This window comes from Olivibacter sp. EAT-5, assembly GCF_044784325.1.
In the GTDB taxonomy this organism is placed as follows: domain Bacteria; phylum Bacteroidota; class Bacteroidia; order Sphingobacteriales; family Sphingobacteriaceae; genus Olivibacter; species Olivibacter oleidegradans.
The window spans coordinates 40,022-64,522 of record NZ_CP173028.1; the positions used below are offsets into that span (position 1 = coordinate 40,022).

18 protein-coding genes are annotated in these 24,501 nt (G+C 40.5%); 8 read left to right on the plus strand and 10 right to left on the minus strand.

Annotated features, from left to right (window positions below; genetic code table 11):
- Positions 1-237: a hypothetical protein gene (locus ACH11B_RS00195; protein WP_013663368.1), complete on the minus strand. Its 237-nt coding sequence runs from the start codon at positions 235-237 to the stop codon at positions 1-3.
- A 171-nt stretch (positions 238-408) separates the two neighbouring features.
- Here ACH11B_RS00195 and ileS point away from each other — a divergent pair, with 171 nt between their 5' ends.
- The 8 genes from ileS (at position 409) to dapA (ending at position 12,350) form a co-directional block, all read left to right on the plus strand.
- Complete coding sequence (gene ileS, locus ACH11B_RS00200) at positions 409-3,822, plus strand: isoleucine--tRNA ligase (protein WP_013663369.1); 3,414 nt, start codon at positions 409-411, stop codon at positions 3,820-3,822.
- An 82-nt stretch (positions 3,823-3,904) separates the two neighbouring features.
- Entirely contained in the window at positions 3,905-4,288 is a 384-nt protein-coding gene (locus ACH11B_RS00205) for a TraR/DksA C4-type zinc finger protein (protein WP_013663370.1), read from the plus strand.
- A gap of 82 nt (positions 4,289-4,370) precedes the next feature.
- Positions 4,371-5,021: a lipoprotein signal peptidase gene (locus ACH11B_RS00210; RefSeq protein WP_130858337.1), complete on the plus strand. Its 651-nt coding sequence runs from the start codon at positions 4,371-4,373 to the stop codon at positions 5,019-5,021.
- Between the two features lie 152 nt (positions 5,022-5,173).
- Positions 5,174-5,884, plus strand: a complete 711-nt coding sequence (locus tag ACH11B_RS00215) for an SIMPL domain-containing protein (RefSeq protein ID WP_013663372.1) — start codon at positions 5,174-5,176, stop codon at positions 5,882-5,884.
- A 148-nt stretch (positions 5,885-6,032) separates the two neighbouring features.
- Positions 6,033-8,756, plus strand: a complete 2,724-nt coding sequence (gene acnA / locus ACH11B_RS00220) for an aconitate hydratase AcnA (RefSeq protein WP_377610201.1) — start codon at positions 6,033-6,035, stop codon at positions 8,754-8,756.
- A 226-nt stretch (positions 8,757-8,982) separates the two neighbouring features.
- Positions 8,983-9,144 carry a hypothetical protein gene (locus tag ACH11B_RS00225; RefSeq protein ID WP_289552380.1) on the plus strand — a complete coding sequence of 54 codons (162 nt, stop codon included), beginning with the start codon at positions 8,983-8,985 and terminating at the stop codon, positions 9,142-9,144.
- Positions 9,145-9,359: 215 nt separating this feature from the next.
- Entirely contained in the window at positions 9,360-11,378 is a 2,019-nt protein-coding gene (gene ligA, locus ACH11B_RS00230; protein WP_130858336.1) for an NAD-dependent DNA ligase LigA, read from the plus strand.
- Between the two features lie 66 nt (positions 11,379-11,444).
- On the plus strand, positions 11,445-12,350 hold the full coding sequence (dapA, locus tag ACH11B_RS00235) for a 4-hydroxy-tetrahydrodipicolinate synthase (protein WP_130858335.1): 906 nt from the start codon (positions 11,445-11,447) through the stop codon (positions 12,348-12,350).
- 97 nt (positions 12,351-12,447) lie between these two features.
- Here the strand turns inward: dapA and ACH11B_RS00240 are convergent, their stop codons facing one another.
- The 9 genes from ACH11B_RS00240 to mraY form a co-directional block, all read right to left on the minus strand.
- Positions 12,448-13,689: an aminotransferase class I/II-fold pyridoxal phosphate-dependent enzyme gene (locus ACH11B_RS00240; RefSeq protein ID WP_149106254.1), complete on the minus strand. Its 1,242-nt coding sequence runs from the start codon at positions 13,687-13,689 to the stop codon at positions 12,448-12,450.
- Between the two features lie 318 nt (positions 13,690-14,007).
- The gene (gene ftsZ / locus ACH11B_RS00245) at positions 14,008-15,705 is read right to left on the minus strand and encodes a cell division protein FtsZ (RefSeq protein WP_130858333.1); all 1,698 of its coding nucleotides are present in this window, start codon (positions 15,703-15,705) and stop codon (positions 14,008-14,010) included.
- A gap of 256 nt (positions 15,706-15,961) precedes the next feature.
- Positions 15,962-17,296, minus strand: coding sequence for a cell division protein FtsA (gene ftsA, locus ACH11B_RS00250; protein WP_013663381.1), 1,335 nt, complete (start codon positions 17,294-17,296; stop codon positions 15,962-15,964).
- Positions 17,297-17,298: 2 nt separating this feature from the next.
- Complete coding sequence (locus tag ACH11B_RS00255; protein ID WP_013663382.1) at positions 17,299-18,132, minus strand: hypothetical protein; 834 nt, start codon at positions 18,130-18,132, stop codon at positions 17,299-17,301.
- Positions 18,125-19,489, minus strand: coding sequence for a UDP-N-acetylmuramate--L-alanine ligase (murC, locus tag ACH11B_RS00260; RefSeq protein ID WP_130858331.1), 1,365 nt, complete (start codon positions 19,487-19,489; stop codon positions 18,125-18,127). Before murC ends, ACH11B_RS00255 begins: the two co-directional genes overlap by 8 nt.
- Positions 19,490-19,510: 21 nt before the next feature.
- Positions 19,511-20,626 (minus strand): undecaprenyldiphospho-muramoylpentapeptide beta-N-acetylglucosaminyltransferase, encoded by a 1,116-nt coding sequence (gene murG, locus ACH11B_RS00265; protein ID WP_130858330.1) that lies wholly within the window; start codon positions 20,624-20,626, stop codon positions 19,511-19,513.
- Positions 20,627-20,637: 11 nt separating this feature from the next.
- Complete coding sequence (locus tag ACH11B_RS00270; protein ID WP_130858329.1) at positions 20,638-21,831, minus strand: FtsW/RodA/SpoVE family cell cycle protein; 1,194 nt, start codon at positions 21,829-21,831, stop codon at positions 20,638-20,640.
- Between the two features lie 30 nt (positions 21,832-21,861).
- The gene (gene murD / locus ACH11B_RS00275) at positions 21,862-23,235 is read right to left on the minus strand and encodes a UDP-N-acetylmuramoyl-L-alanine--D-glutamate ligase (protein WP_130858328.1); all 1,374 of its coding nucleotides are present in this window, start codon (positions 23,233-23,235) and stop codon (positions 21,862-21,864) included.
- 7 nt (positions 23,236-23,242) lie between these two features.
- On the minus strand, positions 23,243-24,487 hold the full coding sequence (mraY, locus tag ACH11B_RS00280) for a phospho-N-acetylmuramoyl-pentapeptide-transferase (protein WP_013663387.1): 1,245 nt from the start codon (positions 24,485-24,487) through the stop codon (positions 23,243-23,245).
- Positions 24,488-24,501 lie beyond the last annotated feature (14 nt).

The window sequence follows — 24,501 nt, forward strand, 5'->3', positions numbered from 1 at the left end:
TTAATCACTTTCGGAGGATTGCTGTTGCTCTTCTCTTGATTCAAGGATGCTTTGACGCTCTATTTTTCTAATTAAACTATAGACAATAGTAACAAAGCCGACACCAAATACCAGTACACCCAATGTTAATGTGATTCCATAGAAATCATTTTCCAACCTTTTCAGATACATGCCCAACATGCCCATCAGAATTCCCAACATTGTAATTAGGATACCGCGTTTCAGATATTTATTCATAACTACTAAGAGCTAAACTGTCAGTTAAAGATAATAAATTTTCGCTTTGTGACGATCTAAAGGTTTAAATCGAAAGAAAATACAGGAATAAGCAGGGAAGCGATTACACCGTTTTCACTTTTCGCCTTAATGTCTTAACTTTGCATCCTTAATTTTTGGATTAATACACTGATGTACAAGGAATATAAACAGCTCGATTTACCAAATATAGGCAACAATATCTTAGCTAATTGGCAGGCAAAGAATGTGTTTGAGAAAAGTGTCACCAGCAGGCCTTCTACAAAGCCCTATACTTTTTATGAAGGTCCTCCCTCTGCCAATGGTATGCCTGGCATACACCACGTCATGGCTAGGACAATAAAGGATATTTTCTGCCGATATAAAACCTTAAAAGGCTTCCAGGTAAAGCGGAAAGGCGGATGGGATACCCATGGTCTTCCCATCGAACTTGCTGTAGAAAAAACTTTAGGTATTACTAAAGAAGATATTGGTAAAAAGATATCAGTAGAGGAATACAATAACGCCTGTAAGCGCGAAGTAATGCGCTATACGGATGTTTGGAATGATCTGACTGAAAAAATGGGTTATTGGGTTGATCTCAAAAACCCCTACATTACTTATCAAAACGAATACATCGAAACCATTTGGTGGATATTAAAGGAATTATACAATAAAGACCTATTATACAAAGGTTATACTATTCAGCCATACTCTCCTGCTGCGGGAACCGGCCTGAGCTCACATGAGCTAAATCAACCCGGCACCTATAAACCTGTTAAAGACACGACAATTGTAGCAGAATTTAGAATCGTCAAAGATCAGATTCACCCATTAATGCCTCAGTTGTTCGAAGAGGAAGGAGAAGATACGGCAATCATCGCCTGGACTACCACACCTTGGACTTTACCGGCAAATTGCGCACTCGTCGTGGGAAAAAATATTACCTACGTAAAGATACGGACGTTTAATCCCTATACATTTGAGCCGATCAGCATTGTTTTGGCAAAAGATTTAGTTGGCAAGTATTTCAAATCGGAGGCGAAAGATCTTCCCTTCCAAGATTACAAAGAAGGTGACAAACTGATTCCTTGGGAACTTGCAACTGAATTTAAAGGAGAAGACTTGCTCAATTTACGTTATGAACAACTACTTCCTTATGTCATTAATGATGATTTACAGCAACATGCATTCCGTGTCATCCCTGGGGATTTTGTGACGACCGAAGATGGCACCGGTATCGTACATGCTGCTGCTACATTTGGTGCAGACGACTTTAGAGCCTGTCGTGAAAACGGAGTTCCCGGAGTTTTAGTAAAAGATGAAAATGGCAAAGATGTTCCAATTGTAGACAAACAGGGACGATTCGTCAAAGAAATTACAGATTTCGCCGGACGTTTTGTTAAGGAAGAATACTACAGCGACGAAGAAAGGCAAGAGCCGGACTTTAAACCAACGGATGTGTTAATTGCGATCAAGTTAAAGGAGGAGAATAAAGCCTTTGATGTCAAACGATATGAACACAGTTATCCACATTGTTGGCGTACCGACAAGCCTATCTTGTATTATCCCTTAGACAGCTGGTTTATAAAAACCACTGCCGTTAAGGAAAAACTCGTGGCACTTAATAAAACGATCAATTGGAAGCCTGAAGCTACCGGCACAGGACGTTTTGGAAATTGGCTGGAAAATCTAGTTGATTGGAATCTATCTCGATCTAGGTATTGGGGCACTCCCCTGCCTATCTGGCGTTCAGAAGATGAAAATGAAGAAATTTGTATAGGATCGATACAGGAATTACGTGAATATATCGAGTTTAGTTTAACTACCAATGTGTTAAATGAAGAAGAAAGCGCCAAACTACGCGAATATCTGGTAAAACTCGACACTGATAAATTTGATCTTCACCGACCTTATGTAGACGACATTGTGCTTGTGTCTGATAGCCTTCAGAAATTGTTTAGAGAGCCTGACCTTATCGATGTGTGGTTCGATTCCGGATCAATGCCGTATGCACAGTGGGGGTTAGACCATGAAAAATTAGCAAAAGGAGAGAAATTTCCATTCAAAGAAGGTTTTGAAGAGGCGTATCCAGCCGACTTTATAGCTGAGGGCGTAGACCAAACGCGGGGGTGGTTTTTTACATTGCATGCAATAGCAACCATGCTTTGTGATTCCGTAGCATTTAAAAATGTGGTTTCTAACGGTCTGGTGCTCGATAAGAATGGAAACAAAATGTCCAAACGCTTAGGTAATGCGGTAGATCCTTTTGCCACCATTTCAAAATACAGTGCCGATGCTACCCGTTGGTACATGATCAGCAATGCTGCACCTTGGGATAACTTAAAATTCAATGAAGAAGGTTTAGATGAAGTGCGGCGTAAGTTCTTCGGAACACTATACAACACTTATGCTTTCTTTGCGCTATATGCCAACATTGACGGCTTCTCTTACATGGAAGCAGAGATCGCCTATAATGACCGTCCTGAAATTGATCGTTGGATCATATCACTCTTGAATAGTTTGACAAAAGAGGTAGATACATTCTATCAAGATTTCGAGCCAACAAAAGCAGCTCGTGCCATCCAAAATTTCGTGGATGAGCATTTAAGTAATTGGTATGTACGACTATGTCGCCGCCGTTTTTGGAAAGGCGAATATAGTGAAGATAAAATCTCTGCTTATCAAACCCTATATACCTGCTTAGACACAGTTGCGAAACTCATGTCTCCAATCGCTCCTTTTTTCAGTGATCAACTATTTCTGGACCTCAATAACGCAACGCAGAAAGATCGGGCGGAATCAGTTCACCTTTCTTTCTACCCGACTTATAATGAAGCGCTTGTAGACAAAAATCTGGAAGAACGGATGACCTTGGCCCAAGATATATCGTCGTTAACTTTATCTCTACGTAAAAAAGTAGGTATAAATGTTCGTCAACCACTAAACAAAATTCTACTTCCGGTGTTAGATGATACATTCAGGGAGAAAGTAGAGAAAGTGAAAGATTTGATTTTATCGGAGACAAACATCAAAGAAATAGAGTTTATAAAGGATACTTCCGGGATTATACGAAAAAAAATCAGACCTAACTTCAAGGCCTTGGGACCTAAGGTTGGAAAAGATATGAAACTGGTTGCAGCAGCTATTCAAGCGTTTGGAGAGTCGGAAATTAGTCAATTGGAAACATCTGGATCCTTTACCTTAACGGAGGCTCCTTATACAGTTACCTTAGCGGATGTAGAAATAATCGCAGAAGATGTAGCTGGCTGGCAAGTTGCCAACTTAGACAAGCTCACGGTAGCTTTAGATGTTCATATTACACCGACACTAAAAAATGAAGGCCTGGCACGTGAACTTGTGAATCGCATACAAACACTTCGAAAGGAACTTAACTTTGAAGTAACTGATAAGATCAATGTGACGATAAGCAATAGTTCCTTAATTGCCGATGCTATTAAAGATAATTTATCTTATATTAGCACAGAGATCCTAGCCAACTCGTTTAAAGTTGAAAACAACTTAACCGGTGGAGAACGTGTTGAAATAGAAGAGACTGAGCTAAATGTATTAATTGAAAAAGTGTAGTTTTAGAATCTATAACCCGTATTATAGCAAGGTCTTTAGCAAAACCTTGGCAGATTTAGATTCTTGTTAAAAAATTTGAAAAATGGAAAACACAGAAAAGACACGTTACAGCGATGCCGAACTACAAGAGTTTAAAGAAATTATCTTGGAAAAACTTCGAGTAGCGAAAGAAGAATTAGCCTCTTTGACTAAATCTTTAAGTAACCCAAACAGCAATGGTACAGATGATACGGCGGGTACTTTCAAAACGTTGGAAGATGGTTCGGCTACGCTTGAAAAAGAGCAGATCAATCAATTAGCTGCTCGTCAGAAAAAGTTCATTGACAATTTAGAGGCTGCATTGGTAAGAATAGAAAATAAAACATATGGCGTGTGCAGAGAAACGGGTAAACTAATTCAAAAAGAGCGTTTACGCGCTGTTCCCCACACTACTCTAAGCATGGAAGCCAAATTAAAACAATATTAAAAACAAATCGGCCATTTCTCATTAACGGAGGATCTCATTCTTCTTTAGGGAAATGGCTGATTGATTTTGTGCGAACGAAATAATGAAAGGATATACTAGACCGCTCTTCCTCGTATTAGTTGTTTTATTTTTAGATCAAGTTATCAAATTTTGGGTCAAGCTCAACATGACCTTGGGACAGGAATTTAAAATTGTCGGAAACCGGGCACTCATTCATTTTACTGAAAACAACGGTATGGCTTTCGGTATGGAATTTGGTGGCGAGAGCGGAAAATTAGCATTATCTGTGTTCCGTATATTGGCTGTATTGGGCATTGGATATGGATTGGTTTACATGATTAAACGTAAATATCACCGCGGACTCATTCTTTGTGTATCGTTAATTTTTGCCGGTGCTGTAGGAAATATCATTGACTCTACTTTCTATGGTATGATTTTTAGTGAAAGCACGTGGTATGAAAAAGCGGTTCTGTTTCCTGCTGGAGGTGGATATAGTAGTATTTTCCACGGAAAAGTAGTAGATATGTTTTATTTCCCTCTGTTGCAAGGGACTTTCCCATCATGGTTTCCGTTATGGTCAAATGAAGAATTTATCTTCTTCAGACCGGTTTTTAATTTAGCAGACTCTGCCATTTCAGTAGGCGTAATTATCATACTAATCTTCCAGAAACGTTATTTTAAGGAGGAAGTTCAAGAATCTGCAAGCTATCACAGCGAAGTTATAGAAGAATAAAATTCTAAAAAAATAACCTATTGTAGCATTTTCTTTTACAGTATCGTTTCATACACAAATATAAAACTTATAGCATAAGCAACCTGTTTGGGCCATAGTAATACGTGCAAAGCTCATGCAGGATTCATCACTTTTAAGAAAAAATTATGCAGATGAAAAAAATATTAGCAGCAGTATTGTTAGGAACAATCGCATTATCCGCTTCAGCACAAAATGTTGATACAAGAAGGAAGATAGAAGTTTATGGATCTGCTGAGGAGGAAGTAACCCCGGATATTATTTATGTGTCCATATCCTTAAAAGAGTATTTTAAGGATAATAACAACAAAAATAAGGTAGCAATTGATGAATTGGAAAAGCAGTTGTCAACTGCTGTAAAAAAAGCCGGAATAAAGGAAGAGGATTTCACTATAGAAAACATCTCAAGCTATAATTATATAGATCCCAAGAAGAAGAAAGATCCCGGTTTTTTAGCAAGCAAGCAATACAAAGTGAAAGTAGCTAATTTAAATGCAATCAATTCCATTCTTTCAAGCGTAGATGAAAAAGGAATTCAATCTACCGCTATTGCTGGGTATGACCATAGCAGGATGACCGAAATACGGAATGAGCTACGCATAAAAGCGGTAAAAAATGCGCGGGAGAAAGCAACCGTGTTAGCTCAAGCGTTAGGCGACAGCTTAGGAAAGGCCTTGGAAGTAAACGATAATAATACAGACGCAGGCAGTCCGCAGCCAGCTATGTACAGTGCAATGGCCATGCGCGGAAAAGCGGCAGATTATGCACAGGAGGAATCACTAGATATCGATTTTAAGAAAATTAAGATTAACTATCAATTTCGTGTTGTATTTGAACTAAAGTAATAAACACCGAATTATATTGATGAGCCAAGAGATTTTAAATCATCTCTTGGCTTTTCTTTTTATAAGTCATTTAAAATTCAGGAATGATGTAGTTAAAAACATTTTTAAGGAAAATGAAGTATTATAATAGTACTAAAACTAAACTAAAATGGACAAAAAAATAGCTTCACTTAGTCAATTGAGAAAGGAGGGAAAGCCTATAGAAAAACTTCCATTTTCTATTCGAATCCTATTGGAGAATGTTATACGCAATCATGATGGATTTTCTATTACCGATGAGCATTTAGAAACACTTATTCAGTGGAACCCCGCCGGTACTGACAAAGAGATCCCATTCAAACCTGCACGTGTGTTAATGCAGGATTTTACCGGCGTACCTGCAGTCGTAGATATTGCTTCAATTAGGGCTGAAGTAATACGAAAGGGGAAAGACGGAGATAAAATTAACCCGGCAATCCCGGTCGACCTGGTAATTGATCATTCTGTTCAAGTGGATTATTTCGGTACCGACTATGCTTATGAAAAAAATGTTGACTTAGAATATGAACGAAATGCAGAGCGTTATCAATTACTGAAATGGGCGCAAAAAGGATTAAATAACTTTACAGTAGTTCCTCCAGGAATGGGAATCTGTCATCAGGTAAATCTTGAATACTTGGCCAAGGGCGTTATTGACCGAGACGGCTGGTATTTCCCGGATACCTTGGTAGGCACAGACTCACATACTCCGATGGTCAACGGCATCGGTGTGTTGGGATGGGGTGTCGGTGGTATAGAAGCAGAAGCTGCGATGCTGGGGCAACCGATATATTTCACCTGCCCTCAAGTCATCGGATTAAAACTTACGGGAAAAATACCGGAGGGATGTACAGCTACCGATATGGTATTAGCTATTACCAAGCTGCTCCGAGATTATGGAGTTGTGGGAAAATTCGTAGAAGTGTTTGGAGAAGGCCTCGATAACTTAACGGTTACCGATCGGGCAACCATTTCCAATATGTCGCCCGAGTTCGGTTGTACCGTCACTTATTTCCCCATTGATCACCAGACACTTGATTATATGCAGCGGACAAATCGATCAGAGGACCACATTCGTTTGGTAGCGGATTATTGCAAGGAAAATCTATTATGGCGTACGGGGGAAGAAAAAATTCATTATACCGATATCCTTCATTTGGACCTGAATACTTTAGAACCTACAGTTGCCGGTCCAAAACGACCTCAGGACAAGATTCTGATCAAAGATCTATATCAAAAGTTCGGTGCCTTGTTAGAAAAGGAATATAGTCGTACCTACGTTTCTTTCAAAGACAGGGAGGTTAATACCTGGCTGTCGGAAGGTGGATCCAGAACACAGTTCACGCCTACGAAACCCCATCCATCGCCGCAAACTACGATCAAAAGTGACCAACTGAAAACAGTAAGAATAATCGACAATAACCAAGAATATGAACTGAGTGACGGTTCCATCGTAATTGCTGCAATCACTAGCTGCACAAACACCTCCAACCCTGCGGTCATGATTGGTGCCGGCTTAGTCGCTCGAAAGGCCGTTGCTCGCGGCTTACGGACCAAATCATGGGTTAAAACAAGCTTGGCCCCTGGTTCCAAAGTAGTAACGGCTTATTTGGAGCGCTCAGGTTTATTAGAAGATCTTGAAGCCCTGCGATTTCATCACGTAGGCTATGGATGCACATCTTGCATCGGCAACAGTGGTCCGCTACCGCCCCACATTGCAGAAGCAGTTGATCAAGCGGAACTAGTGGTAGCCTCCATTCTAAGTGGCAACCGAAATTTTGAAGCACGCGTTCATCCTCAGGTAAAAATGAATTTCCTTGCTTCACCAATGCTCGTTGTTGTGTATGCACTTATCGGCAGAATCGATGTTGATATTTTAAATGACCCCATCGACACGGACCCGAATGGAGAACCCGTCTATTTAAAAGATATTTGGCCGACGCAAGAGGAAATTAATCAAGTCATTCTATCGTCACTTCAGCAGAGCGATTTTAAGAAAGTGTATGACGTAATCTTCGACGGAAATGAACAATGGCAAAATTTAATTGCACCTACCGGAAGCGATTATCAGTGGGACGAGCATTCTACTTATATACAGGAAGCTCCCTTCTTTAAAAACATTAGTAGCGAGCTTACACCATCAAGCGATATTAAAGAAGCGCGTGTACTGCTATATTTAGGTGATTCTGTAACGACCGATCATATCTCGCCTGCCGGTTCCTTCAAATCAGATACGGCCGCCGGCCAATATCTGGAAAACAAAGGCGTCGAGGTTAAGGATTTCAATTCTTACGGCTCTAGACGTGGTAACCATGAAGTGATGATGCGAGGAACATTTGCCAACGTACGCATCAAAAATAAAATTTCCGATAAAGAAGGTGGCTATACAACCTACTTTGGAACCAATGAAACACTTAACATTTATGATGCTGCCTCGCTTTATCAACGGGATTCTACACCACTTATTATCCTTGCCGGCAAAGAATACGGCAGCGGGTCATCACGGGACTGGGCAGCAAAAGGTACGAACCTACTCGGCGTTAAAGCGGTTATAGCGGAAAGTTTCGAACGCATACACCGCAGTAATCTGGTAGGTATGGGAGTAGCGCCATTGGAGTTTTTACCTGGAGAAAGTGCCGATACGCTGGGTTTAACCGGTAGGGAAACTTTTAATATCACCGGGATAGCCGATGATTTAGTACCGCACAAGCTGCTCGACGTACAAGCAAAAGACGAACAGGGACGAAATTTATCATTTAAAGTTAAAGCTCGATTTGATTCGGCTATTGAAATAGCTTACTACAAAAACGGCGGCATACTCCACTATGTTTTAAGAGATTTTTTAAAAAAATAAAACGAAGAAAGACAAGCATACAAATCTATCTTTCAGACTGTTAGCACGTTTTTGTAAAAATTTTCTCCAATTAAGCACAAAATAATATTAAATTTCATTTTTTATATTATTTTTCTTATATTTATGTTTTATAATCAATAAAGGCCTAAAAATCACGTTACGTGTTTTTACTTTTTATTAAAATCAAGGAGGGACTAGGAAAATGAAGAAATTATTTTTAGTGTTGATGGCAGCGATTTATTCTAACTTAGCATTAGCGAACCAGGTAGGTACGGACGAAGAGTATAGTACACCCAAAACCGTAGCTTATCTTGTTATTGGCGTTATCTTGGTAACAATTATTGCAACCGTGCTTTATAAGCGTCCTAAACGCAAATTTAATGAATAAGTAGTACCCTTGTGCAAGGGTACTACTCTAAAATTGATAGCAATTCATTTTTCCAACTCGATTTCCCGGTTTAAATAGGCAGCTACAATTTCTAATAAGGTGGCACGTTCAGATTCAAAGTATAGTTTCTCTCCCAAAAAATGCACCCGATCCTAAAAAACACCATTCCTATTTAAGATTGTCCTAGAGAACTAGAATTTTTATTAACTTCGCATATGCAAAGGAATGATGCATTAAGCCGCATTGAAGCGCTAACAAAAGAACTGAACGATCACAATTACAAATATTATGTACTCGCACAACCGAGTATATCTGACTTCGATTTTGACCAAAAGTTAGCTGAATTAGCTGCCTTGGAAAAGGACTATCCCGAGTTTTTAGACCCTGATTCACCAACGCAGAAAGTTGGCGGGGATATTACTAAACAATTCAAGACAGTCCGTCATAAGTGGCCTATGCTCTCTTTGAGTAATACCTATAGCGAGAAAGAGCTAAAAGACTTTGATGAACGGATCCGTAAGGTGCTGGGTGACGATTTTGAATATGTATGCGAGCTGAAATTTGACGGCCTATCTATCAGTTTAACTTACGAACAGGGCGTACTTACCAGGGGTGTCACAAGAGGTGACGGTACGCAAGGCGACGAAGTAACCAGCAATATAAAAACGATAAAAAGTGTTCCCAATAAAATTAAATCAGGCCACTTTCCGGATCTTTTTGAGATCAGAGGAGAGGTTTTTATGCATAGAGCGGCCTTTGAACGACTGAATAAGGAACGTCTGGAAAACGACGAAATTCCTTATGCCAATCCGCGTAATTTCGCAGCAGGCACCATCAAGCTGCAGGACTCCTCAGAAGTAGCTAAGCGTCCACTGGATTGCTTTCTTTATTTCTTATATATGGATAACCGCGATCGGTTATTCAAAACACATTGGGAGAGCCTGGAAGCCGTTAAATCGTGGGGCTTTCATGTTAGCGAACATACAAAGCTTTGCCGCACGATCGACGAGGTCTTACAGTTTATTTCCTATTGGGATGATGCTAGGCATAAGCTTTCTTACGATATTGACGGGATAGTGATTAAAGTAAACAGTTATGCACAACAGCACGAGCTCGGCTTTACCGCAAAGTCGCCGCGCTGGGCAATTGCTTATAAATATAAAGCTGAGGAAGTGGAGACCATCCTCAAATCCGTAAGCTATCAAGTAGGACGAACCGGTGCAGTAACACCCGTTGCAAATCTAGAACCCGTACAACTGTCCGGAACAACAGTAAAAAGAGCCACACTTCATAATGCCAATGAAATAACGAGACTCGATCTTCATGAGTTGGATACCGTCATGGTAGAGAAGGGCGGCGAAATTATTCCAAAAATCATTGGTGTAAACAAGGACAAACGCGTTCCTGACACGAAACAGATAGCCTACCCCACACACTGCCCGGTATGCAACACAGTGTTGATCCGCAAAGAGGGCGAAGCCGTACATTATTGTCCCAACGAATTGGGATGCCCTCCTCAAATAGTCGGGAAGATTCAACATTTCATCAGCAGAAAAGCAATGGATATTGAAGGGATGGGAAATGAAACAGTTGAAGTATTGTACAAAAAGGGATTACTGAAACAGATAAGCGATCTTTATCAATTACATCATCATAAAGAAGAACTTGAACAGATTGAACGCTTTGGTGAAAAATCGATCAACAATATGCTTCTTGGTATTCAGAAGTCGAAAGAGCGACCTTTTCAGAAAGTGCTGTTCGGTCTCGGAATCCGTTATGTAGGCGAAACTATTGCCAAGAAATTAGCGAATAGCTTTAAAAACATCGACAACCTCATTCAGGCGAGTGTAGAAGAGATTGCCGCTGTTGACGAAATAGGAGAGCGAATTGCCCAAAGCGTTAAGGAGTATTTCAGCAACACGCTTCACTTACATCAAGTTGAAATCCTAAAAGGCGAGAATCTACAGTTCGCTATTATTGAAGAAGAATTTCAATTGAACAGCAATAAGCTAGCCGACAAGTCTTTCGTGATATCAGGCGTATTCGAACACTATAGTAGAGAAGACCTCGGTAAAATCATTGTTCAAAATGGAGGCAAACTACTAAGCGGTATTAGCGCCAAGCTAAATTACCTCGTAGCCGGAGAAAATATGGGCCCGTCGAAACTCGCCAAAGCACAGAAATTTAATATCCCAATCATTTCAGAAGTGGAGTTAATAAAAATGATTCAGTAGCTTTGCAAAACGTACTTCACATAATGAATATAGAAGAAAGAATAATAAATCAAAACATAAAAAGGAATGAATAGCCTACATGGTGCCGGAGTGGCATTAGTAACCCCATTCAACAGTGATGGGAGTATCGACTTTGAGGGATTAGCTAATTTGATCGAGTATCAAATAGAAGGAGGTATGGACTATCTGGTTAGTATGGGTACAACCGGAGAAGTCGCTACATTGACAAAAGAAGAGAAGAAAAGTATTTTAGACTTCACTGCCGAGAAAGTTGCGGGACGCGTACCTTTGGTAGCCGGTTTCGGAGGAAATAACACCGCTGAATTGGTTGCGCAAATAAAGGACTTCAAAAATCCGGCTTATCAAGCTATTTTATCCGTAAGCCCCTATTATAATAAACCAACTCAAGAAGGAATTTATCAGCATTATAAGGCAATCGCACAAGCTACGGATCTTCCTATTATACTATATAATGTACCCGGCAGAACGGGAAGTATGATAAATGTCGATACCATTATTCGCTTAGCCAATGATTTTGACAATATCATTGGTGTAAAAGAAGCCTCCGCCAACTTTGAGCATTTTACACGTATTATGGCAAACAAGCCGGATAGCTTCTTATTGATTTCAGGCGACGATGCCCTTACCCTTCCCATGATGTCTTTGGGAGCTGTTGGCGTAATCACGGTAGTCGGGAATGCCTTCCCAAAGCAAACTCAGCGGCTAGTGAAATATTGCAATGAGTGGCACTATGAAGAAGCTCGCAAGCTTCATTATGAGCTACTAAACATCGATGACTTATGTTTCATTGAAGGGAACCCTGCAGGTGTCAAAGAGATGCTCCAGGAGCTCGGCGTATGCAAAAATTATGTACGGTTACCTTTAGTAAGTGTAAGTGAAGAAACAAAACGGAAAATTGCGCTGGCCGTTAATGATCTACAAGCTAAAACAAAGCTAGCAGAAGCAAACTAAGCAGTAATAACAATAAAGCTAAAGCTAAGACAATAATAAGAAAGCCTCCTAATATTCGATTAGAAGGCTTTTTTATCATAAAAGCAAGGTCGCGCGATTAGGCCGGCACAACTTGTTGTTCTCTATAGTGACCGTTGTTCAATTTCTCAGCGATTTCCGAGAAAGCGAAAATTGTTCGATTCACATCTTCAAGAGTATGCATTGCCGTCGGAATCAAGCGCAGTTCAATTTGTCCCTTCGGAATTACCGGATAAACAACAATAGAACAAAAAATACCGTAATTTTCTCTTAAGTCCATCGTTAATGCAGTCGCTTCTGATAGGTCGCCTTTCAGAAATACAGGCGTAACCATGGTATTCGTATGGCCTATATCAAATCCGTTATCTCTTAGGCCTTTCTGCAAGGATAAAGCTACTTCCCAAAGTTTTTCCCGAAGCACAGGCTGCCCCTTCAACAATTCTAAACGCTTCTGAAGGCCCACAACCATAGGCATAGGTAAAGATTTCGCAAAGGTCTGAGAACGCATATTATAGCGCAAGAAGGTTACAATTTCCTCATTAGCTGCCACAAAAGCACCAATACCGGCCATTGACTTGGCAAAAGTGCCGAAATAAATATCTACACCATCTACGCAATCCTGAGCCTCATGCGTTCCAGCTCCAGTTGGTCCCATAGTGCCGAAGCCATGGGCATCGTCTACTAACAATCTAAAATTAAACTCACTCTTTAACTCGTTGATCTCCTTTAATTTGCCTTGGGCACCCGACATACCAAATACACCTTCAGTAATAAGAAGAATGGCTCCACCTGTTTGTTCAACTATTTTGGTTGCACGCTCTAATTGCTTTCTACAACTTTCTACATCATTGTGTTGATAGACATATCGCTTGCCCATATGCAATCGAACGCCGTCTATAATGCAAGCATGCGACTCAGCATCATATACAATCACGTCATTTCTATCAACCAAGGCATCGATGATCGACACCATACCCTGATAGCCATAATTCAAAAGAAAAGCATCCTCCTTTCCCACAAAAGCGGCTAGATCTTGTTCCAACACTTCATGTTGATTTGAATTACCGGACATCATCCTTGCGCCCATCGGATAAGCCATACCATATAACTTTGCGGCTTCAGCATCTGTTGCGCGCACTTCCGGATGATTGGCCAAACCGAGATAATTGTTTAGGCTCCAAACAAGATGATCCTTCCCTCTAAATTTCATGTGTGGACCAATCTCACCTTCCAATTTGGGAAAAGAAAAATAACCATGAGACCACTTGTGATGTTGTCCGATTGGACCTAAATTTTTTGATATTTTATCGAATAAATCCAAAGTAAATACGTTTAATTTAATTAATACCTCTCAAAACCACAAATCCAACTTAGGTCTTTCGTAGAAAACGAATTGAAATGTATCCCGTTTACTTGCCTACCCACGGGTTAATCACTACTGTTCAGATTTCCTAAAAGCCACAATACGTGGTTATTAAATTGTTTACAAAGATAAAGTTTCACCTCAGAATTATCAACTTTCTAGTGAACCATATTCGAAATGAGTATAAAAACTTCTCTTTTATGCATTTATTTAAACAAAAAGGCCAGAAGAGTATACCACTCTTTCCGGCCTTTTTTTGATATCGTTTATAACAATTTAATCGACATTGTCATGAAGAAAAGAGTTGTTAGGTCTTATTTCAGTGATTCCATCTTCTGAAGAAAGTGTAAATCTTGAAACCTGTGACTCAGAAGAGTGAGGCACCTGATCTAAAGACCGCTGCTTCCTTCTATAGGCTGGCTCATTCTCTATCTCCTGTAGGCCATTGGTAGAACGCAGCTTCATACTTAAGTCTTTTAGACGTAATATACGCTCCTTTGTTTTTCGAAGTTGCTCCTCAATACTTTCGTCAGATTTATATTCATCAACTTGCTTGCTTACCGGGGTGCTCTCTGCTTTTGGTGCTTCATTAAAATCAACAGATTCCGGCGTTGAGGTGGCCGCTGGATCAGACACCTGTTGATTAGTATTCGCTTCGTTCGTAAAGAGAAATTCACTTTCGGAAACCTTCAATTGATATTCGTCAGCGGGCTTATTTTGCTCCGATACCGGCTCTTCCTCTACCAACGTGTGTCTGATAATCTCCTCTTTCTTCGGTGTTGCCACCTTATTATCAACCGGGTTCTGGCCAGATGGTCGTCCAAAGCCGCTAAATAAATCGGCCTGCGGCATCGCCGTCGGCTGTACCTTTGCCTGCACAGGCTCAGCTGGAGCTTTTTCTACAACCTCTTCTTTAGGCTTGTTAATAATTTGATTTACAGGCCTTACCAAAGGCACTTTCTCCTCCTCTAATGGAATTGCAATCCGTCGGTTGCTTTCCTCCTGTTTACGCTCCTCGGTAGTTTGGAAACCGGTTGCAATAATAGTAACCGACAGATCCTTATCCAAGGACTCGTCTAAACAATTACCCCAGATAATTTCTGCCGTGAAACCGGCTCGCTCCTGGATATAATCCGTAATGACCGAAATTTCGTCCATCGTAACCTCTTGCGTTCCGGAAGAAATATTCAACAAAATATAACGAGCACCCTCAATTTCACTATCCTTTAACAGAGGTGATGCCAAAGCACCTTCCACAGCTTTTTGCGCGCGATCATCGCCACTAGCTTTCGCATTCCCCATAATAGCCACGCCGCTATCATTCATCACCGTCCGAACATCCTTGAAATCGACATTGATATAACCGGGAATGGTGATAATTTCCGCGATACCCTTTGCCGCCGTTGTTAAAATATCATCTGCTTTGGCAAAAGCTGAACTCATCGTGAGATTACCAAAGATTTCCCTTAATCTATCATTGGATATAACCAAATATGAGTCGACATATTTCCGCAACTCGCCAAGCCCCTCTTCCGCTTGACTCCTCCGCCTCTTTCCCTCGAATGCAAAAGGGGTGGTAACAATTGCTACGGTTAAGATACCTAGCTCTTTAGCCGCTTTCGCAATAACAGGACTTGCACCGGTTCCGGTTCCGCCACCCATACCGGCAGTGATGAACAACATTTTGGTATTCACCCCTAGCATGCGTTTTATATCTTCGATACTTTCAATCGCAGAATTTTCACCTACATCAGGATCCGAACCAGCTCCCATCCCCTCTGTTAAACTGGCACCTAATTGTACTTTATTAGGTATAGGACTTAACTCTAATGCTTGTGCATCGGTATTGCAAATTATAAAGTCCACACCGCTAATACCCTGTCTGTACATGTGGTTAACTGCATTGCCACCACCTCCGCCAACACCTATTACCTTTATAATAGATGATTGTTCTTTAAGCATTTCAAATTTCATACGTGTATAATTTGTTCCTTAAAGGCTCTATGAAATGTATTTATTCCCTGCTCCTTTTCAAATCTGTAAAAGTATGCCGCGCCCTTTTCTTCCTGTTCATCTGCAAGTACGCGTACCCATACTGTCTTAATTTACTCTAAATGAGTGGTATCCTGATTTAATATTTACGTAACTTTCGCATTGTAATATTAATACTTTTTCCACAATTGTTTTCCACAATTGTTTATAATGTGGAAAAAAAACCGAGTGTTGAAAACTATTTAATATAGTCTGTATCTTCAATTTTATTATCATCGCTGATATAGCGAATAATCTTATCTAAGAAGCCAAATGTCTTCTTTCCTTCTTCCGCTATACCTTTGACAGCTTGGCTCTTTACCGGGTGCTCCACCTCATTATACTCAGCGGCCTCAATTCCCTTAATTAACAAGCCAATACCCGTTGCATAGAGTGGACTTTTCAGTTCATCATAAGTGTTCTTCGGCAGCACTTCATTTTTCGACAAATGTTCATTTGGCATACCGATACGACATTCCAAACCAGTCACGTATTCCACCAATTGAACTAGGTGTTTTAATTGCGCCCCTCCTCCTGTAATAACGATTCCACCGATAAGTTTACGCTCATATCCGGATGACTTTATTTCATAATAAACATGCTCTATAATTTCTTCCATCCGGGCTTGAATGATATAGGCTAAATTTTTAACCGAAATCTCTTTGTGTTCCCTTCCACGCAACCCCGGCACACAAATTATTTCATTTTCCCGGTTTTCTTCCGCTAATGCGGAACCGAATCTAACTTTTAACAATTCTGCCTGATTACGCAGAACCGAGCATCCTTGTTTGATATCTTCGGTTACAATATTCCCTCCCAAAGGAATAACGGCCGTGTGTCTAATAATACCTTCATGGAAAATCGCTACATCCGTAGTTCCGCCACCAATATCGACTAAAACAACACCTGCGTCCTTCTCTTCAGGGCTAAGCACAGCTTCGGAAGAGGCTAGCGGTTCCAGAATAAGCTCTTGCGCCTCTAAACTAGCATATTCAACACAACGCTTAATATTTCTTACCGCGCTGACATGGCCCGAAATAATATGAAAATTAGCTTCCATACGTCGACCGGCCATACCAATCGGGTCTTTTATACCTGGCTCATTATCAATTGTAAACTCTTGCGGTAGCACATGGATGATCTCCTCCCCCGGAGGAAGCACCAATTTATACATATCCTCTACCAGCTTCTCTATATCTTTCCTACCAATCTCATTATCATCTTTTCTTGTTAGAATACCCCGATGTTGAAGACTTTTGATATGTTGACCAGCAATACCAACATTTACAACTTTGATATCGACATTGGACTGCGCACTTGCTTCTTCGACAGCTTTAACAATACTTGTAACTGTTTTTTGAATATTGGCAACTACTCCACGGCTCACGCCCAGCGATTCTGCTTTACCAATGCCCAATACCTCTATCTTATTATGCTCGCTCCTCCGACCTACTGTTACGCAGATCTTTGTTGTACCAATATCTAGACCAACAACTATAGGAGCGTCCTTCGGATTAGTAGTTCGTTTTTCCATGTCTAATGCGTGTTAATATGCTGTTTATTATTTTTTTCCTTCTGTATAATACTATCTGCCTTCTCGCAAACAATTTGATTTGCAAATTTTAAATTCACGGTCTTGTAAGTTCCCCATCCTGCCTTCGGAATAATTTGCTTATAAAAGACCATTAACCTGTTAAATTTATTCGGCAACGAATCAGCGTTACCCAAAACGATCTTTTGGTTTCCTACTCTAGGCACAATTTCGATATCTTGTTCTTCATTTACATATAGCTGCTCCACCTGACTGTTCCATAACGAGTCCTTTCCTAAAAAATCAGCCACCTTGCATAAATCCTTTACGAGTGTGGAACGAACGGTATCTCTTTTTCCATCAAAACGTTCTGATACATTCCCATTTGCAACTATGATATGCGGTGCGTACAATTTAGATGTGGGAAATTTGACACCTTCTTTATCAATATAAAAATCATTTCCAACATTATTAATGATACGCATGATGGCCTCCCGTTGCTCAATTTTAACATGCACCATGCCGTCCATCTCGGTAAAAACCTTTACACTTTGAATAAAAGGATTTTGCGCTAACTTATTTTCTAACTCGTGTATCGGCACGTTTTTCAAAAGGTGTCCTGTCAGCGGACCTTCGCTTTCTTCGATAATGTCGAATACATCTTCCTGCGAAACAAAAGCCTGCGATCCGGGAACAATAATTTTAACTCCTTTACAGGCTATCTCATTCTTTTTGGTATTAATAAACCCCATCAGCACAAAAAAACCGGCTAAGGCTAACACCCAGGTGAATAAATAAGTCACCCGACGCCAATTGATCTTTTTGATGCTATTAAACATTTGTCAAAACCTCCTTTATTGGATTTACTAACAGATCAATATCACCTGCCCCAACAGTAAGCAGCACTGGCGGCCGTTCCCTTTTTATATAAGCCAACACATCCGATGCCGATTGCTTATACTTATGTGTTAACTGCACTTTACTCAATAACCAATCTGAATTCACTCCCTCGATAGGCTGCTCTCTGGCAGGGTATATATCCATTAATAACAAAACGTCTGCCAAGCCCAGCACCTCCGCAAATTCGTCGACGAAATCACGTGTACGTGTAAATAAATGGGGCTGAAAAACGCAGGTAATTTCCTTGTCACCATACAGTTCTTTCATAGCAGACAAACAAGCCCTCAACTCTTCCGGATGATGCGCATAATCGTCCACGTAAACCTGGTCTTCGCGATTTACAATGTATTCGAAACGACGCTTAACTCCTTTAAAGGAAGCAAGTGATCCGCTAATCGCCTCGTCGTCAATACCCAACAGCTTGGCAACGGTGATTGCTGCAACGGCGTTCTCAATATTATGTTTGCCAGCAATACCTAGCTTAATATCAAAAATGGATTTATTGTAACCCAGATAATCAAAATAAAAGCATTTATTCCTTATTTGGATATTTGTTGCGTATACGTCCGCCCTTTTTTCAACTGCATAACGAATATCTGTTGGCAAGTGCAAACCTTCCTTAATAATACGTTTGCCATCTTTGGCTACTTGATTTACAAAAAGCCGGAAAGATTCTAACATATGTTCTGAATCGCCATATATATCAAGATGATCAGGATCAGTCGCCGTCACCACCGCAATATTGGGATGCAGCGTAAGGAATGACCTGTCAAATTCGTCCGCCTCTACTACGAATAAATCAGAATCCGCAAGCAGTAAATTTGTATTATAATTAGCTGCAATCCCACCCAAAAATGCAGAACAAGGGCGCCCGCTACTTGTTAAAATATGCGCAATCATACTACTTGTCGTCGTTTTTCCATGGGTGCCCGCCACAGCTATCGTAAAATGCGACTCACTTATCTTTCCCAAGATTTCAGATCGTTTATACAAGCGATAGCCCAGCCGTTGAAAAAAAGCTACCAAATCCAAATCTTTTGGAACAGCAGGTGTATAAATCACTAAACTGCCCTCTCGATCTTCAACAAACGGTGGCGCAATCAGGTCTATGTTATCGCTATAAAAAACATTGATTCCTTCACTTGTCAATTGCCTTGTCAAAGAAGTTTCGGTCTTGTCATAGCCATAAACACGCATTCCTTTATGATGGAAGTAACGGGCGAGCGCACTCATACCGATACCGCCTATACCTATCAGGAACACTTGTTTTATCGCTGTCAATACCGTATTTTCCATTTGTCAACCTTTACGTGCCCGTTATTTGTTAAGTTTAATAAGTTCTAAAACCTCTTTCGCGATTACTTCATCAGCATCCACTTTTGCCAAATTTTTTATATTTGCTGATAAAACTTTACATTCTTCCTTATCCTTTATTAACGCAATCACTTCGTCCATTAATGTTTCCTGTGCCTTCAAATCTTCCACCATAATCGCTGCATTTTTCTTGATCAATGCCAGCGCATTTTTTGTTTGGTGATCTTCAGCGACATTTGGCGACGGCACCAGGATTGCCGGTTTTCCAACAGCACATAATTCAGCAATTGTGCCGGCCCCCGCCCGCGCAACGATTACGTCAGCTGCCGCATAAGCTAAGTCCATGCGGTGGAGAAAGGGCTTCAAACAAACATCCTCCAACCCATCGTCTTTGAGCACATCTTGCATTTTTTCATAATAGTAGCTTCCACACTGCCATATAATCTGCAAATTAGCCTTACGCATTTTTTGCAGACCGTTCAGTATACTTTCGTTTAGCGTTCGAGCACCCAAACTGCCGCCTGTTAGTAAAATCGTCTTCTTATCGTGATCTAAGCCCAACAATTCTTTCGCCTCAAACTCCTTCCCTACAATATCAACGGCATCACGTCGAATGGGGTTTCCCGTAATCAGCAATTTATCTTTGGGGAAAAAGCGATCCATCCCGTCAAAAGCCACACATATCTTTGATGCTTTCGCTCCTAATTTCTTGTTTGTTATGCCCGCATATGAATTTTGCTCTTGTATTAGATATGGAATATTCAGTCGACCGGCAGCATGCAATAAAGGTCCCGAGGCATAACCGCCCACACCGACGACTACATCCGGGCGGAAATTTCGGATAATAGCTCTTGCCCGCTGTATACTTTTCCACAATTTAAAAGGTAGGAGTATATTTTTAAGCAGCGACTGCCTATTGATACCTTGGATATCCAAACCGATAATCTTATAGCCAGCGGCAGGCACCTTATCCATCTCCATTCTCCCATTAGCACCAACGAATAGAATTTCAATAGACGGCTCCAGACGTCGCAACGCATTAGCAATGGCGATGGCAGGGAAAATATGTCCTCCTGTTCCTCCTCCACTAATAATCACACGTTTTGTCTTGCTTTCCATACCTTTTAAGTTTATGCCATTGCCGGAATTTCACCAACAATCACTTTGTCATTTGCCTTTTTACCCCTAGTTTCCTTTTCCTTTCCTTTTGACTTAAGTTCTTCAATATTTCGGCTTACACTCAAAATAATTCCGAATGCCACACTGGTAAACAAAATCGACGTCCCCCCCATACTCACCAAGGGTAAAGGCACACCTGTTACCGGCCCAAGCCCCACGGCCACAGCCATATTTCCAAAGGCTTGGATCGTTAAACTAAAACCTAAGCCCGCAGCCAATAAGGCGCCGAAGGCTTTCGGGCTCTGCGTAACGATACGTATACATCTATACATAAATACTAGATATAAAGCTGCCAAAACGACGCCTCCTACGGCACCATATTCTTCTATGATTATAGCAAAAATGAAATCAGAATAAGGGTGAGGTAACATATTACGCTGTGTACTATTTCCGGGGCCTTTACCAAACAGGCCACCGGTCGCAATTGCAATCTTGGCCTGATTAGCCTGAAACTCCTTATCCGGATCGGGTTCACCTTTGCCTAAAAACGTTTCTACACGGGATATATAGGTTTGTCGACGAGGGCCTAAGAGCACAACTAATGTAAGCAAGAAAACACCCGCTACGCTTACATAAGCTATTTGCTTAATACTGATGCGTCCGATAATAAGTAATAAAATACTCACCGCAAAGAGCATAATGGCCGTAGACATGTTTGCAATAGCAATCAGAATGATAACAATGCAAACTGACCCCATTATAGGCATAAATGCTCTCTTTACGTCTTTTATATTTTCCTGCTTTCGAGTTAACATCCTAGCCAAAAAGGTTATAAGCGCCAATTTAGCCATGTCGGATGTTTGGAACGTTTGGTTAATAACCGGAATGGTAACCCACCTGTTGGCATCATTCACTGATTCGGTAAACAATAGGGTATACAAAAGAAGCGGGATGGTAATGATCATCAAAATTTTTGAGATTCCCGCATAATACCTATAATCCAAAAGATGGGAAAAATACATCAGGATAAGGCCCGCAAAAATAAGCGTAAAATGTTTGATCAAGTATGTTTCAGTTCCTCGCCCCTCTTTATAAGCCAAAGTTCCTGTAGAGCTATAAACGGCCAATAAAGACCAAACGGATAATAATATGACTATTATCCAAATCCATTTGTCTCCTTTCAGTTTATTGAATATACGCTCCATAATTCGTTATTATAAAATAAATCAATTTATTCAAAGCTCACGCACAGCCGCTTTAAACTGATCGCCCCGGTCCTCATAATTTTTGAACAGGTCGAAACTGGCGCAAGCAGGTGACAACAACACCGTATCCCCTTTTTGTGCAATATGATAAGCAATCTGAACGGCCTCACTCATTGTTTGGGTATTCACAATTACATCCGTATCAGCTTCGAAAGCGTTATGAATATTACGATTATCTTTACCTAGGCAAACAATACCGCGCACTTTACTTTGCACCAATTCACGAAGCATACTATAGTCATTGCCCTTATCTACCCCTCCCATAATCAATACAATTTTCCCTGGTAAGCTCTCCAATGCGTACCATACAGAGTTTACGTTCGTTGCTTTTGAGTCGTTTATAAATTCTATCCCGGAAATTTTGGTTACATGCTCCAAACGATGCGGAATATTCACAAAGTCGCCCATACTCTCCCGAATCGACTCGTTCCGTAACTCCCAAACCTTGGCAACAATTCCAGAAGCCATATTATTGTAAACATTGTGTTTTCCCTGTAATGCTAAATCGTTAATAGACATGATAAATCTTTCCTGGTTAGGTAATGTTATTACTATTTCTTTTTCTTCATTCAAATAAGCCCCATATTGCACCTCTTCTGTCAAGCTAAAAGGATACATTGTTGCGTTAATTTCTTTCGCGGTCAGCGCTTTATTTGTTTCCGGATCATCTTTACAATAGATAAAGATGTCGTTCCCGCGTTGATTTCTAGTAATTCTAAATTTAGAATTAACATAGTTTTCCATTTTGTAATCGTAGCGGTCCAAATGATCGGGCGTTATATTCAACAGCACTGCAATATCAGCTCGAAAATCGTACATATCATCCAACATGAAGCTGCTAATTTCGAGCACATATACCTCATATTGTTCCGTAGCGACCTGTAGGGCGAAACTTTTCCCGATATTTCCCGCTAAGCCAACGTTGATACCCGCTTTTTGGAGGATATGGTACGTAAGCATCGTGGTTGTCGATTTGCCATTTGAGCCAGTGATACAAACGGTCTTCGCATCCGTATAACGTGCCGCAAATTCGATTTCTCCTATCACAGGAATCCTTTGTTTCCTTAAGGCTTGTACAATCCCTGCTTTTTCGGGTATGCCCGGGCTTTTAATGACTAAATCAGCGACTAGAATTTTATCGATCGAATGCCCCTTTTCTTCAAATGGAATGCGATGATGTTTTAGCTGACTCTTATATATCTCTTTGATTTCGCCTCCATCCGACACAAACACGTCAAAGCCCTGTTTCATTCCTAAAACAGCTGCACCAAAACCACTTTCCCCTGCTCCCAGAATTACTAGCAGTGGTTTCTTTTGACGTGTATGATGACTCCTATGCTCCATCTCGTTATTATCTCACTTTTAACGTTACAATTGTAATAACAGCTAATATGATTCCGACAATCCAGAATCGAGTAACGATCTTCGATTCATGATAGCCCTTCTTTTGGTAGTGATGATGTAACGGAGACATTAAGAAGATTCTTCTTCCTTCTCCGAATTTCTTTTTTGTATATTTAAAATACGATACCTGCATAATGACTGATACAAGTTCAATGAGGAAGATGCCACATAATACAGGTATGAGTAATTCTTTACGAATCATGATGGCAAAAGCAGCGATAACGCCACCAATAGCCAAGCTCCCGGTATCACCCATGAAGACTTGAGCAGGATAGGAATTATACCATAAAAACCCGACACAAGCCCCAACAAAGGCGCCCGCAAACACTACTAGCTCACCGGAATTGGGGATATACATGATATTTAAATAATCGGCAAAAATGCTATTACCCGACACGTAGGCCAAAATGGCTAATGTTGCACCTATGATAGCGGATGTACCTGTTGCCAAACCATCAATGCCGTCCGTAATATTAGCACCATTTGACACAGCGGTAATGATAAATACGACGAAAGCTAAAAAAACAAAAAAAGCATATTTTCCATCCGGAACGCCAAAAACGCTTAATACCTTTCCATAATCAAACTCGTTATTCTTATAAAAAGGAATATTTGTTTTTGTAGATTTAACTTCTACGTTGTAATAGCTTTTCGTACCATCAAAGTTTTGCTGCATTTCAATATTCTCACCTTTTATTGGGCCATTCACTTTCTGTCTTGTCACAATAGACGGATGATCATGCATTGTCCAGGCAATAATAATTCCCAATCCTACCTGTCCAACCACCTTAAATTTTCCGGCGAGTCCCTCTTTATTCTTTCTAAATACTTTGATATAATCATCTATGAAACCAACGGTTCCCATCCAGACCGTAGCAATGATCATTAGAATAATATAAACGTTCTCTAACTTAGCAAACAGCAGCGTAGGTAAAAGAATACCGGCGATGATAATTAGCCCACCCATTGTAGGCGTACCTTGCTTCTGCGTCTCGCCTTCCAACCCTAAGCTTCTCACCGTTTCACCAACCTGTTTTTTCCGTAGCAGACCGATAAGCCGACCACCATAAACAGTAGTAATAATAAGGGACAATATAACGGTCATACCAAAGCGAAAGGAGATATACTGGAATACCCCGGCACCAGGTAAATTAAAATGATCATGTAAATATGTAAATAAATAATACAGCATCCCCTTTGGTATAT

Excerpts from the sequence above, each read along its gene's own strand:
- ACH11B_RS00195 (WP_013663368.1), bottom strand. The coding sequence starts at position 237 with ATGAATAAATATCTGAAACGCGGTATCCTAATTACAATGTTGGGAATT.
- ileS (WP_013663369.1), top strand. The coding sequence starts at position 409 with ATGTACAAGGAATATAAACAGCTCGATTTACCAAATATAGGCAACAAT.
- ACH11B_RS00205 (WP_013663370.1), top strand. The coding sequence starts at position 3,905 with ATGGAAAACACAGAAAAGACACGTTACAGCGATGCCGAACTACAAGAG.
- ACH11B_RS00210 (WP_130858337.1), top strand. The coding sequence starts at position 4,371 with ATGAAAGGATATACTAGACCGCTCTTCCTCGTATTAGTTGTTTTATTT.
- ACH11B_RS00215 (WP_013663372.1), top strand. The coding sequence starts at position 5,174 with ATGAAAAAAATATTAGCAGCAGTATTGTTAGGAACAATCGCATTATCC.
- acnA (WP_377610201.1), top strand. The coding sequence starts at position 6,033 with ATGGACAAAAAAATAGCTTCACTTAGTCAATTGAGAAAGGAGGGAAAG.
- ACH11B_RS00225 (WP_289552380.1), top strand. The coding sequence starts at position 8,983 with ATGGCAGCGATTTATTCTAACTTAGCATTAGCGAACCAGGTAGGTACG.
- ligA (WP_130858336.1), top strand. The coding sequence starts at position 9,360 with ATGCAAAGGAATGATGCATTAAGCCGCATTGAAGCGCTAACAAAAGAA.
- dapA (WP_130858335.1), top strand. The coding sequence starts at position 11,445 with ATGAATAGCCTACATGGTGCCGGAGTGGCATTAGTAACCCCATTCAAC.
- ftsZ (WP_130858333.1), bottom strand. The coding sequence starts at position 15,705 with ATGAAATTTGAAATGCTTAAAGAACAATCATCTATTATAAAGGTAATA.
- ftsA (WP_013663381.1), bottom strand. The coding sequence starts at position 17,296 with ATGGAAAAACGAACTACTAATCCGAAGGACGCTCCTATAGTTGTTGGT.
- ACH11B_RS00255 (WP_013663382.1), bottom strand. The coding sequence starts at position 18,132 with ATGTTTAATAGCATCAAAAAGATCAATTGGCGTCGGGTGACTTATTTA.
- murC (WP_130858331.1), bottom strand. The coding sequence starts at position 19,489 with ATGGAAAATACGGTATTGACAGCGATAAAACAAGTGTTCCTGATAGGT.
- murG (WP_130858330.1), bottom strand. The coding sequence starts at position 20,626 with ATGGAAAGCAAGACAAAACGTGTGATTATTAGTGGAGGAGGAACAGGA.
- ACH11B_RS00270 (WP_130858329.1), bottom strand. The coding sequence starts at position 21,831 with ATGGAGCGTATATTCAATAAACTGAAAGGAGACAAATGGATTTGGATA.
- murD (WP_130858328.1), bottom strand. The coding sequence starts at position 23,235 with ATGGAGCATAGGAGTCATCATACACGTCAAAAGAAACCACTGCTAGTA.
- mraY (WP_013663387.1), bottom strand. The coding sequence starts at position 24,487 with ATGCTGTATTATTTATTTACATATTTACATGATCATTTTAATTTACCT.